Origin of the sequence: Janthinobacterium sp. BJB301, from assembly GCF_002735685.1 — a bacterium.
Classification (GTDB): domain Bacteria; phylum Pseudomonadota; class Gammaproteobacteria; order Burkholderiales; family Burkholderiaceae_D; genus Janthinobacterium; species Janthinobacterium lividum.
Genome location: NZ_PDZJ01000003.1, coordinates 84032 through 96999 on the forward strand (window position 1 = coordinate 84032; position 12968 = coordinate 96999).

A 12968-nucleotide genomic window follows, 5' to 3' on the forward strand; every position below is an offset into this window, starting at 1 on the left:
TCAAGATAAATACTATTAATTATTTTCTCATATATTCCAGCATCTACAATTCCGGCATCGTCAAACCAGCCAGCCTTCCCTGCCAGGCCCGCCAGGCCTGGCTTCCCGCGATACCGCGGCGGCACCATCCTGGCCGCGCAGAAAAACAGCGGCAATGGCCAGCCAGGCGATGCCTTCCCGCGAAACGGACAAGCCTGCGAATGAGACGAAAATTATTACTTTGTCGGCATTCCATTCAAATCACCAAATGGTGCAAACGAAATATCCCAGCGCCGTTGCAACGCCAGGCGTTTGATGATTTTAAAGATAATCCGCTTTAATCTGCTGCTCATCCACGATGCTTTCAACCCATAATGATGAATACCCAATGTTTCCGGTGTAATGTCGCTATACATCAATTGCATGGCATTATTCGGATAACTGCGGTCATGCGGATTAAAGGGATAAAAAGTCACCGGATCGAGCAGCGTAGCATGCTGACCACCGTGCATGTCCACCGCTCTTTTCAAGATAACGGGCGAGGTGGCAAACACACGGCGCGGCACCAGCTCACGCAGCACCAGATCGCGCGCCAGTATCATCACGGGGTTGTTGGCTTCACAGGCCAGGAAGCCGGTACCAAAGCCGATACCTTCCTCGCACTTGGTTTCGCGCGCCATCAGGCAGCCAGGCATGTCCAGCAGCGCATCGAGTGAACTGATCAGTTCGAGGTCCGTATCGATATAGATGCCGCCTTCCCTGGCCAGCACATCGAAACGCACCCAATCGGCAACAAAAGCCCATTTTTTCTGAATGATCGCCTCGCGACAATATGCATTGTCGATATCGGAATTATCTTCATTCCATAACTTCAACTCATATTCGGGGCAGTATTTTCTCCATGATTCGATGCAGCGGCGATGCAGCACGCTCATTTCACCCCGGCCAAACCAGCAATAATGAATAACTTTAGGAATCATAGGCTTCTCACAGCAATTTTTTGGAGCAAAACAATCTTCACCAGAGCGACAAAGACGACGTGAATCAAGAAGGAAAAAACAGCACCAAACAGGCCAAATTGCACAGTGAGCAACCATAATAGTAGCAGATATAGCAAGTTTGTCCCCACTGAAATGATGGTGGACTGCCGCAGCTTTCCCAGTCCCCAATAGAACGCGTGCGTGGTCACAAACGTACCAGCAATCACGGCCGTCAACAGGACGACAATGAACTCGGGCAAGTATCCCTGCAGCACGGGAAACAGTCTCGGCATCCAGAGAACTTTGCTGACATAGCACGCCACACCTGCCACAGCCGTCACGCAAAACAGCATCTTCATCGTCTTGTGCCACAGACTGAAGGCACCAGCCAGGTCGCCGGCGTTGGCGCGCGCGGCAAACTCGGGAATCGAGGTGGTATAAAACGGTGCCGTGGCGAGATTGACGAGCGAATAGATGCGCTTCAGGATGCTGAAGACGCCCAGATTTTCACCGGGCAAGGAAAAACCGATAATGACGCGGTCCAGTTGCACCACCGGCAAGTCGCAGATCGCTTGCAGCGTGCTCCACTTTCCCGCTTCCATCAGACGCTCCTGGCGCAAGGCGGCGTACGGCAGCGCACCGGCAATGCCGCTGCGGCTGCCAAAGATGAGCAGGAAAAGCAGCAGGCAGCGAATGACTTCCGGAATCGTGTAGGCCAGGATCATGCTCGACAGGTCCGGCTGGTAACGTGAGACGCCGAACAGGAGGGCCAGTTTGATCAAATTGGTCAGGAAGCCTGCAAACATCAGCACGTTGTAGCGGTTGACCAGTCGGAAGTACGCGCTGTGGGTGCCGATGACGGGAAAGACGGCCGCCAGCGATAGCAGCAGCAGGTCGCACCAGGAAAACTGGGCCACCTGCGACAGCGTTGACATCGCCAGGCCGCCAGCGACCAGCAGCACGGCCAGCAGCGCCAGCAATTCGAAACGCAGGCTTTTGAACACCGCGGCACGCAAGGCACTGCCGTCTATTTGATGGCCTGGCATTGCCACCAGCATGCCCTGCCAGTACTGGAATCCGCATACGGTAAAAACGGTCAGGGCGATCGACTGCACCAGCACCAGATGGCCATACGCCTGCACGCCGGCGATCGCCAGCATGACGGGAATAGTGATGACGCTCACTCCTGCCCCCGCCACATTCAGCAGGAACATCATCGAACTATTTTTTACCAGGTTGCCAAAGGACTTGCTTACCTTGCTCATGACTACGCTGGCATCCCGCGCAAGGTCTTGTCATGCTCCGGCACCGCAGCCCCGGCCGTCGGCAGGCTGGCCGCCGGTTGACCATAACGCACGAACTGCACGATGCAACCAAGGCAGAAAAAACACAGCAATTGCATGGGCGGCTCGTCGATCAGCGTGCGGTTGTATACCAGCGTACTCAGGAAGAGCATCAGCATGATGGTGCTGGTATCGGCAATCGCCAAGCGCTCGGCGCTGGCGCCGCTGCGTGCGACATAGCGGATACCCAGTAACGTGCCAAGAATAAAGATGGATAGATAGGCAAGCGTCCCCAGTATGCCCACGTCCCACAGCAGCGTCGCCAGGCCCGTGGAGCCTATCTGCAGCAAGCGGTAGCGGGCAGCCACGACGCCGCGTCCTACCGATTGGCTGGTCAGGCTCGCACTCGGTCCATAGCCGATCAGCCGCTCCTGAATGGTGGGCATGGGATCGTAATACCACAGCGCAAGCGTGGCGCCGCGGCTGATTTCACCGGTGACATAGTTAATATTATTCGGGTTGACCACATAACCGCCAAGCGTATTGAGCTTATCCTCGGTGGTTTCAGTCTTGGTCACCGCGCCCCAATATAAAGCGTGATAGGTCATGAAGATGCCCGAGCTGATCACGGACATCAATGCCACGAAAACAATAAACGCCATCAGGTTCTTCATCACCCGGCGGCGCAATACCCAGAAGACGCCGAATGGCAGCCACAGGAATACTGCCTTGACTTCTCCCAGCAGGATAATCGCCAGACCTATCACAAATACGCATACCACCTGCCAGACGGGGGTAATCCCGCGCACCCAGCGGGCCAGCATGTACAACATGCCGGCGACCGTAAATAGCACCAGCACCGGACTCATGCTCGTGCCGAAGGAACCCACGACGCCGTCCCAGCCCAAACTGGACATCATGAAGAAGTGCTGGTAGATGACCAGCGGAAGTTGCGCCAGGACGATCCAGACGATCATCCACCACAACGTCAGCAGGCGCTTGTCCGACCACTCGAACCAGTACATGGCGAACAGCACGCCAAAAATGGGCAGGCAGAAACGCAATACGGAAATCAGCTGAGCCGTCTTGGCGTGGCCAAGAAAGATACTGAAAGCATAAAATGCCAGATAGATCCAGGCTGCGGCGAGGACATAGGTGGCGCCGCGCGCGTTCTCGGCGATGCTCTCCTTGCGCAAGCGGTTCGACAGGCTCACCTCAAGAATGACCCTGGCAAAAAAAAGCGCGCACAGGCCGCTGGCCATCCATGTCGCCATGCGGATATTGAAAAAAAATTGAATCGACCCCGCAATCAAAAACACGACGACGAACATGATCGGCATTAACTTCTTGGTGTCGATAAAAAGCAGGATCGGTATGAAAATCAGCAAACCAGCCAGCATGGCTGTCAGCTGGATAGCTCCTAGCGCAATTACCATGCCAAGCAGTAGCGCCGTCGCAAGGCCGCCAAGCACCAGCATGGCGGCAGTCAATCCAGTGATACCCGTCCTTGCATTGCCGGGCTTGCTGCGTGCAGCGCGCGAAGATCCGCCATTCCATCGCAGTTTCTGGGACAAAAAACTCATATGTATTCCATGCGCGGCGCGGACGCCGGGCTCAATAAGGTGAAACGCCGACAGCGTAGCGCTTAGTGCGAAGTGCCGGCAAAGTGGCCGCGCAAATCGGCCGGCATCGCCTGCAATAACTGATCGACAAAGGCCTGCTGCAATCGATAGCCTTGTTCCGTATCGCTATTGATATTCGAGACACGCATCAAGGTGGCATCGGGGATCAAGCCGCGCACCGCGTAGGCCAGCTTGACCTTCTTGACTTCCCAGGAATTCGGCACCGCCTTGTCGCCCACGACAACCCAATAGGTAATCGGTTCGATGCGATTATTCAAGGTTGCAACCGTGCGAGAGACGGGGATAGTGCCGGCCATCGTCGGCAAGGAAACCTGATTGGTCTGCCCCACGGCGAAGCCCTGCCCGCCATAACAGCCTTCCGGGAAATGCACGGACAGATTGTCGCGCTGATCGGTTCCGTAGGCGATCGAGAGCATGATGCGTTCGCCCTGCCCGTTCACATAGGTGCGCGACAGGGTTTCGGCATAGATCTTGTTGAGTTCCGCCACGGTGGTGGGATTGACGACGGCAGCGACCTGGCTCGCATCTTCTTGCCAATCGCCAAACTTGGTAGGAATCACCGTACTGAGGACGATTTGCGGACGCGTGTCGGCCAGACGCACCGTTGGCGTAACCGCCTTGGTGCACAGGGCGCCGGCCAGCATCAGGGCGCCGATGGTCAGGCTGGTGATGGTGCTTTTTTTCATGATGCCGCCTTTCGGGCATGCCACACGCGTGCCAGCCATTGCAGAAGGGAATCCAGGCTGAGGATCAGTATCAGGGCGCTGACAAACAGCACCATCCCGGCGAAGCCATGCAGGAAGCCCTGCCCGGCCGCATCACCGAAGTAATACGTAATCAAGGTCAGTGCCACGACACGCATCACATTGGCGGTGAATGAAATGGGAATGATCAGGATCGCCAGACCGATGTTACGGATGGCGGAAGTATGGCGCACCAGGTTCAGATAAAACAGGCCCAGCGCCTCCAGGGTCAGCAAGGTTTGCAAACCGGCGCAGGCGTCGGCCACCAGCAGCTGGTATTGGCCAATTTGAAGAATGACGCCGGTACGCGCGATCGGGTAGCCAAGCCAGTACAAGATATGCTCGCAGACATACGATACGGCCATTTTCATGGGCAGGGTCAGCGCACTGACCACCGCACTGGGCAGCGGTATCATGAAGAGCATAAAAAAGAACGGAAACCAGGCGACGAGCAGTGAGCGCATGCCCAATTTCAGCACCAGAATCGCTGCCACGATCAGCACGAAAGAACCGATCTCGAAAGCGAGTATCTGCTGCGAACGGCCAGCGATATACAGCAGCAAGCCGACGGTCAACATCAGCCAACCCGACAGCGGTGCCCGGTTGTATTGCGCAACGGCCAGTATCTGTTCGCGCTGGCGCCACAGCAGCCAGATGGACAGCGCGAGGATAATGGGACCATGCGCCTGCTCTTCAGTGGCCCAGACACCAGTAAACAGGGTATAAAACGAGGGGACATACAGCACTGCGAAGCCGATGACGATGGGCAGCCATTCCAGCAGCTGATCGCGCCGTTGCAGGGCTGGTGCCAAGCTCATCCGAGTGCTCGTATTCATCAGAAATCTACCAGGACCGAGCCGACCACTTGCGCGCCGCTGTGCAGCATCTGTTCCGTCATGGCATTGATGTCGGCGACCGGCGTGTGGTTCTTGCGCGCCACCAGCAGGACACCGCCCGTGCGTGCCGCCAGCGCCAGGGCATCGGATCCCAGCGAAAATGCCGCCGAATCGTACAGCACGACGTCATAGGAAGACTCGAGTTCCGTGCGCAAGGCGGAAAACGCGGGACGGCTCAGCAGTTCCTGCGGGTTTGGCGGCAAGGTACCGGCCCCCAGCACGGACAAGTCAACGAACGATTCGATGCGCGTGATCACATCGCGCTCGGCACGGCCAGCCAGGATATCCGACAAGCCCTGGCGCGCATCAAGACCGAACACTTCATGCTGGCTGGGATTGCGCAGATTGGCGTCAACCAGCAGAGTCTGTTCGCCCAGCTGGGAAAACACCACGGCCAGGTTGGCGGCAAACAGGCTCGCCCCGTCGCCGTCGTTGACACCGACCACGACCAGCGATTTACGGCCCAGAGCCATCCAGCGCAACATTAACTGGCTACGGATGGCACGCAGGGTTTCCACTTGCGGACTGAACGGTTGATAAGCGGCGATCAGCTTGTCCGAATACTTGCCCTCGCCCTGCTGCAGATAGGGATAGTCGAACTGCCGTGCCAGAACTTGCTGAATATCGGCCTCGGTCACCAGTCCCAGGCGCTGCGCCGCCTCGCCAAAACGGATGCCCAGTTCTTTCTGCATGCGCAGGACGCGCTCGGCGCTCTCCGGCGTGATCTTGCCAGAAGCAAGCAAAAGGCTACCGATGCTGGAATCGGCCGTCCGTGGCACGGCGGAGACGAGCGGTTGCAATGCTGGATTCATATTATTTCCAATACTTAATTAAGACGCAAGCTGCGAGGCAACAACGATTTGAAGCGGTTCAGGCGGGGGCGGGTCGGTGCGCTCCAGTCGATCGAGCCGAGCACCGGCAACTGCAACAAATCGCTCAAATCGGCTTCGGAACGTACGCGACGGTCCAGCATTTCAGCCAGCAAGGAAAAGCCCACGCCCAGCAAGCTCCCCAAAAACAGTGCCAGCAAGGTATTCAACAATACTTTCGGACCGGCCGGCTTGATCGGCGCCACGGCAGGATTGAGCAGGGAGATATCCGATTGCTCCGACTGACCCTCGATACGGGTTTGCGAGAAGCGTTGCGAGGCGATATCGAAGGCGCGCTGTGCGCTCTCGACATCCTTTTGCATGACGCCCATTTCGTCACGGGTGCGGTTCAATTCCAGGACTTTATCCTTTTGCGCCGCCAGTGCCGCCCGCACGGCGCCTTCGCGCTGCTGCAGGATGCCGGCATTCTTGCTGACCGAACTGGACGTTACGCGCGTGCCGTCCGCCAGTTCGCGGCGCATGCGCTCGACTTCCGCGTTCAGGCTTTCGTATTGCGGATGATTGCGTCCCAGGCGCTGCGCCATCTCGGCCAGCTTGGATTCAGCCGTTGCCAGGCTCAACTTCAGATTCTGCACCAACGGATTCGACGCCACGTCCGGCGACTCGAAGCCGGCATTGCCCTCGGCCATGCGCTGGCGCGACGAGGCTTCCATCGCCTGGCCTTGTGCGGCCACAAGCTGCGCCGACAGGTCATTCAAGCGATTCGATTCGACGTCAAGGCGGTTATCGACGCTGACGATACCATGCTCCTGCTGATACTTCGACAGGCGGCTTTGCGCCACTTCGAGATTGTCACGCAACAGCTTGGTTTGCTCATTGAAATACACGGCCACCTTTTTCAGGGGATCGACTTTCAACTGGATACTGGTTTTCTGGTATTCATCGGCAAAGGCATTCGCAATGGCGGCAACAAACTGCGGATCGTTACCCTGGAAACTGATATCGACGACACTGCTTTCGCGCGACGGAACGATCTCCAGCTTGGCCAGCAAGAGATCCGCCAGCCAGTCGCGCACAGTTCCCTTGCCTTCCGTAGCCTCATTAAACTGCGCGATGACAGCCGGGCTTTCGGCCAACCGCAAGTGATCTACTACTTTCAGCGCCACATTCTTGCTGCTGATAATATCGATTTGCGTCGCCATATACCCCGGCAACAGTTGCATCGGCAATGCCAGGCCGGTGACGGGGTCAACCCCTTTGTAGTTTATTAACAGCGACGCTGTTCCCTTGTAGGTCTTGGGCAGCACCAGGCTGACCACCACCGTCGCCCCGACCGTGATGAGCAAAGTGAATAGCAAGATTCGTTTGCGCGCAAACAAGACGAGTAAAAACTGGTGAAAATTCATGGTCAACTCTCATATTAATAAAACAGCGCGCGCCAGATTGGACCGCGTGTCGGAACGATGTAGCTTAAAACAGGCTTTCTTTGACATACACGATGTCATCGACTTGAATGATATCGTCATGCTTGGCGTCGAGTATCTGCATCACGCCGGCCGCATCGCGACGTTTGATACGCACGCCACGCTCGGTACCGCGCTGCGTCAATCCTCCACCGACGGACAAAGCCTGCAAGACCGTCATCGAACGCTCCAGGCGGAACGCACCAGGACGCTGCACTTCACCATAGATGTAAAAACGCGGCGCCCGCTCGACGTACAGGACATCGTTGCCCGTCAGGTCGAAGTCACGCGCCAGATCGGCGCTGCGCATCATGTCGACGATGTCGATGGTTTCCTTGGTGGTGGTGCCATTGCGCTTGCGAATCAGGCTCACCACGTCGCCGCCATCAGGACTCTGGCCACCGGCCATGGCCAGGATGTCGAGCAGGCTGCGCTTGCCCTCGATCGGATAGCGGCCGGGACGATTCACCTGCCCCAGCACGGATACTTGCTGGCTCTGCAAGGCCGTCACGATGATATTGACTTGCGCCTTGCGCAGGAAGCCGCCGCTCTCCAGTGCCTGGCCCAGCTTTTTCTCTGCGCCGGCAACGGACAAGCCACCCACTTGCACCGTCCCGACCAACGGGAAAGTAATGCTGCCCGCTTCGCTCACGCGCGTTTCCAGGCCCAGGTCGGGACTGCCATACACGGAAATTTTCAGCACATCGCCAGCGCCCAGCAATACCTCCGCCGCGCCCGCCACACCCATACTGCAGGCCATCAGCACGGCGGCCATCCACATTGCGAGTCGTTTCATGATTTGCTCTATCCTTTTAATAACATCCGTTGAACCGCCAAAATACCTGCCGACGCCTTATTTCAAGCCTGCCACGCCACGCGCATTGACCTCGCTGGCATCGGCAGCGGGCGCCGCAGGCGCTGCAACGGGCACTGCCGGCGCTGCCACTGGCGCAGGCACCGGAGCAGAGACGGCAGGAGCAGATGCCGCAGCCGGGGTCTCCGTCTTGTTCAGATACTCGATCTTCGCACTGGCACGCAGGCGCTTGATCTCGGCGTCTGCCGCATCCTTGTTCTTTTTATTGAACAGGAACTGCTCGATCTGCGGTGTCACTTGCGCCAGGGTGATCGGGCTGTCCTTGATATCAACCAGCGAAATCAGCAAGGTACGATCACCTTCGCGGATGATGAACAGCTGGCCTTTCGGCATCCCCGACAGCTTGGTGCTCAGTTCCGGAGCCAGGTCGGTGCTGCTACGCGACAGCTGTGTGCGGCCATATTTGACCTTGTTCGCATCCAGCCATGCCGCCACGTCCTCCAGCGACTTCGCGCTATCCATGGCCTTCTTCAGCTCATCATTCATGTCGGATGTAGCAATGATCAGCTCGCGCATGTCGAATTGCTTGCGCTGGCTAAAATACAGTGGATTCTTTTTAAAGTAATCTTCCACCTCGGCCGCCGTGGGCTTGGCAATATTGCCGATGCGTTTTTGCATGTAAGCCTGGGCCACAATCAGGGCCTTGGCCCGCTCGACGGCCTGCACGACCTTGGGATCGCGGTCAACCTTATCCTTGACGGCTTCGTTCTGCAGCAACTGGCGGTCGATCAACGATTCGAGCAACTGCTTGGTGGCGGTTTCCTGCTGCGCCGCAGGCACGTTCGCACGTTGCAGCTCTTCATTCAACTGCAATACCGTGATTTCCTCGCCGTTGACGCTGGCCAGAGCCTGGCCTGCCTTCTTTTCCTTGCCGCCGCAGGCGGACAACCCGGCCGCCGCCAACACGACCAGCGCGGCGCACAACAATCGGGCATTGACGGCTGGTGTACGCATGGTCAAACGAGAGTTGTGAAAATGGTTCAAGATGGCTCCTTCGATTTCATTATTGAAAATTTAGTCATTGTAGTGCAGAACGCAATATTTATTTGCAAAAACGTTACATAAAAGACATGTAAGGCCATTAATTAGCAGGCCATGGCAAATAATTATCAATATTGTAAATATGATACACAAGATGCAAGCCGCTAAGGGAAATATTTTGCTTAAAAATCTATTAAGAAGGCTTTAATACAACTGTTTCTCGTGTCGCATGTTCGAAAAATTATGCTTAACTGAAAAAATTTCCTAGAAGAATATTTTGAAGCGATAATTTCCGTAGGCTGTCCTGTGCTGAGTCGCAGGCAGCGAATCTGAACGCCGCAGCGGCGTATGTCGGCAAAGATGGGGCCGACGCAAAATGCAAACTGATGTCACGCCGCACGACACTGAGTGAAGGCAAGCCAAGACCGACGTGCTGCATGACAATGGTGACTGTCGCATATCTTCGCTATCGCGATTCTCCGCAAGCCATGGCATGGGCCGGCGGCATCCTGTACAAGAAGCGCACCTGGCGACAGCGCGGGGCAATTGGCATCATTCGTCTGCGTCCATTTTATCGCGTATTGATTGAGCGCAAAACAAATTCAACATTGCCGTACACTTTGCCACACATCAATGTGCGTTATCTCGCTTCAATACCACCTTGACAGTCCGCATGATGATCCATAAATCGAGCCACAGGGACCAGTTGCGCAAATAGTCGAGGTCGAAATGGATGCGCGCTTCCATCTTGTCCAGGGTTTCCGTTTCGCCGCGCAAACCGTTGACCTGCGCCCATCCCGTGATGCCGGGCTTGACCTTGTGGCGCAACATGTAGCCCTTGATCAATTTACGGTACTGCTCGTTATGCGCCACCGCATGGGGACGCGGCCCGACTATGCTCATGCGGCCCTGCAACACATTGATAAATTGTGGCAATTCGTCAAGCGAACTGCGGCGTAAAAAACCGCCGATGCGCGTGACGCGCTGGTCGTTCTTCGTAGCCTGCACCACCTTGTCGCCATCCTCGCTGACCGTCATCGAGCGGAATTTATACACAATGATTTCCTCGCCATACAAGCCGTAGCGGCGCTGGCGAAAAATCACGGGTCCTTTCGAGGTCATCTTCACAGCGATGGCGATGACCAGCATCACTGGCAACAGCATGATCTGGATCAGCAAGCCCAGAACGATATCGCTGCCCCGCTTGACCATGCTGTTAAAGCCCGTGAACGGCGACTCACGGATGGCGATCACCGGCATGCCGCCCACATTATCGAAGCGCGCCTGCATCAGGTCGAAGATATAGATATCGGGCAAGAAATACACGGAGGCCGTCGTGTCCTGCAGTTCATCGAGCATCTTGCGGATGCGCGGCTGGGCTGAAATCGGCTGGCTGATGAATATCATCTTGATATTGTGTTCGCGCACATAGGCGGCAATATCAGCCATCTTGCCCAGCATGGGTTCACGCATCTTCTCCGGCCAGCGGTCATCGGTACGGTCGTCAAAAAAACCCCGCACGCTCATGAACAGGTTCGGATTGCGCTCCACGGTCGCGGCGAACTTCAGGCTGGCGTCATTGGCGCCAATGATGACGACCGAGCGCACTTCGCTGTCGCGGCCGGGATCGGCCACCATGCGCCGTGCGGCAAGATGACTGAGCAACAAGATGAATGGCGTCAGCAGAAACCAGGCCAGTACCAGCTCGCGGTCGAAATGGAACGCCAGCCCCGTCGCCGAGCCGAGAAAGATCAGAATCAGGGCGGTAATGGTCCAACTGACAAAGACATCGCGGGCGTAAGCGAGCATGCGGCCGCTGCGCCACGTACGATACGGGTCGACATACTGGAACACGGATGATGAAATAAAGAACGCCAGGATCATCAACACCAGCGAATAACCGGTGAAAGGCGAGCCCGACAGGACTGACAGCAGGTACAGCATACCCATGATGATCAATGGGTCGAGGATGCGCTGGAAAAACGAAATCAGGGGTATATCATTAACCGTCATGATGCTCTTCAAAACTGGGCACTGGCATTGAAGGAAATGCCATTGGCGTGATAGGTGCTGGTATTCACAATCGGTGCGCCTTTGCGCTCATCACGGAATGCGCTGATGCCCAACTGGATATTCGGCCGCGGCGCATATGTAAGGCCTATGCTGGCCGTTTTCGTGGTGTCTTTGACATCGATAGGCAACACCAGGCCGCTCGCGGCGGCAAAATCTCGCTTCTCGCGACGCAATTGTGCGTCCATGCGGACCTTGGCCGAAATATCCCAGGCGGCGGCCAGGCTGGCACCATTGTTCAGGCTGCTGCTAATCAGAGAATTTTCCACGGCGGCAAACTCATGCCACACGCTGCCCGTAAAACGCACCTTGCCCAGCGGGGCCCAATATACCGTGACGCGCCCGTTGGCGCCGCTGGCGTCGCGTCCAGAGAATATCTGGTTCTTGCGCTTCACCCAGCCACCAAGCAATTGCACCTGCGTGATACCGCTCACACGCCAATATATGTTGGCCTTGACCTCGTCCTGCTCGTAGCCCTGATCAACACCGAATCCGACCAGGTTGGCGCGATTCGGATATTCCCCTTTCAGGTGGCGCAACTGTATCCCGATCCGGCTTTCGCTGGCCGGCAAATAGTCGAGGCCAAGTTCCACTGCGTCTTCCTGCCGGTCGGAAATTCTTTGTGCAATGGAATCATAAGTATATTTATCGCGAGAAACACCGCCACGCACTCGCCAGCTTGGATGAAAACGCCAACCGCCATTCGCATACTCCCGACGAATCGTGCGCAGGTTGCGATCCGAGCTCTGCAAATCGCTGAACGGTGTCAGTGTCTGCGAATAGCTACCGCCCACATGGCCCTCGAGATGATTGGCGATATGCCACTCCAGGTCGGCCAGGTAATCTTTCCCTGTGTAGTCGAGCTGATCAAAATGGTCAAAATAAACGCGCGACCACTTTAATTGGCCAGTCAATACTTGACGGCCAATGGGGCGTTTGATCAACAGCCCTGCCTGTACTTGGCGCGAAGTGTCCGAGCGCTGGCCATCGAAGCCAGGCACGTTATCATCGCGCCGAAATAAATTATTATCATAAGAATATGATGTCGCAATAAAAGGCGAGATCGTATCGCTGATGGCAGCGCTGGCTGGCAAACTGCATGCTGCACCACCGGCCGCCAATAGCGTAGCTGGCAATATGCGCGCCAGAGCCGAAGCCAAACGGTTGCGCTGCAATCCTGGTTGCCCGATACGGGCAGGGCAATGATACGATGAAGTCAACATGGG

General features: G+C 56.4%; 11 protein-coding genes. All 11 read right to left on the bottom strand.

The window, feature by feature from the left end:
- Positions 1-215: 215 nt before the first annotated feature.
- The 11 genes from CSQ91_RS19700 to epsL all read right to left on the bottom strand — a co-directional run bounded on the left by CSQ91_RS19700 (position 216) and on the right by epsL (position 12965).
- Complete coding sequence (locus tag CSQ91_RS19700; RefSeq protein WP_099389367.1) at positions 216-959, bottom strand: glycosyltransferase family 32 protein; 744 nt, start codon at positions 957-959, stop codon at positions 216-218.
- Positions 956-2224 (bottom strand): lipopolysaccharide biosynthesis protein, encoded by a 1269-nt coding sequence (locus tag CSQ91_RS19705; RefSeq protein ID WP_099389368.1) that lies wholly within the window; start codon positions 2222-2224, stop codon positions 956-958. The genes CSQ91_RS19700 and CSQ91_RS19705 overlap by 4 nt, the downstream gene beginning before the upstream one ends.
- Before the next feature lie 2 nt (positions 2225-2226).
- Positions 2227-3825 carry a hypothetical protein gene (locus CSQ91_RS19710; protein ID WP_143451062.1) on the bottom strand — a complete coding sequence of 533 codons (1599 nt, stop codon included), beginning with the start codon at positions 3823-3825 and terminating at the stop codon, positions 2227-2229.
- 62 nt (positions 3826-3887) lie between these two features.
- Positions 3888-4571, bottom strand: coding sequence for an exosortase-associated protein EpsI, B-type (gene epsI, locus CSQ91_RS19715; protein WP_180278470.1), 684 nt, complete (start codon positions 4569-4571; stop codon positions 3888-3890).
- Positions 4568-5446, bottom strand: coding sequence for an exosortase B (gene xrtB / locus CSQ91_RS19720; RefSeq protein ID WP_099389371.1), 879 nt, complete (start codon positions 5444-5446; stop codon positions 4568-4570). Before xrtB ends, epsI begins: the two co-directional genes overlap by 4 nt.
- 17 nt (positions 5447-5463) lie before the next feature.
- Positions 5464-6336: a chain length determinant protein tyrosine kinase EpsG gene (epsG, locus tag CSQ91_RS19725; RefSeq protein ID WP_099389372.1), complete on the bottom strand. Its 873-nt coding sequence runs from the start codon at positions 6334-6336 to the stop codon at positions 5464-5466.
- Positions 6337-6350: 14 nt separating this feature from the next.
- Positions 6351-7760, bottom strand: a complete 1410-nt coding sequence (epsF, locus tag CSQ91_RS19730; protein ID WP_099389373.1) for a chain length determinant protein EpsF — start codon at positions 7758-7760, stop codon at positions 6351-6353.
- Between the two features lie 64 nt (positions 7761-7824).
- The gene (gene epsE / locus CSQ91_RS19735) at positions 7825-8613 is read right to left on the bottom strand and encodes a polysaccharide export protein EpsE (RefSeq protein ID WP_099389374.1); all 789 of its coding nucleotides are present in this window, start codon (positions 8611-8613) and stop codon (positions 7825-7827) included.
- A gap of 57 nt (positions 8614-8670) precedes the next feature.
- Positions 8671-9675 (bottom strand): EpsD family peptidyl-prolyl cis-trans isomerase, encoded by a 1005-nt coding sequence (locus tag CSQ91_RS19740; protein WP_306508845.1) that lies wholly within the window; start codon positions 9673-9675, stop codon positions 8671-8673.
- A 627-nt stretch (positions 9676-10302) separates the two neighbouring features.
- On the bottom strand, positions 10303-11685 hold the full coding sequence (locus CSQ91_RS19745; RefSeq protein ID WP_099389614.1) for an undecaprenyl-phosphate glucose phosphotransferase: 1383 nt from the start codon (positions 11683-11685) through the stop codon (positions 10303-10305).
- 8 nt (positions 11686-11693) lie between these two features.
- On the bottom strand, positions 11694-12965 hold the full coding sequence (epsL, locus tag CSQ91_RS19750) for an XrtB/PEP-CTERM-associated polysaccharide biosynthesis outer membrane protein EpsL (protein WP_143451063.1): 1272 nt from the start codon (positions 12963-12965) through the stop codon (positions 11694-11696).
- Positions 12966-12968: the final 3 nt, after the last annotated feature.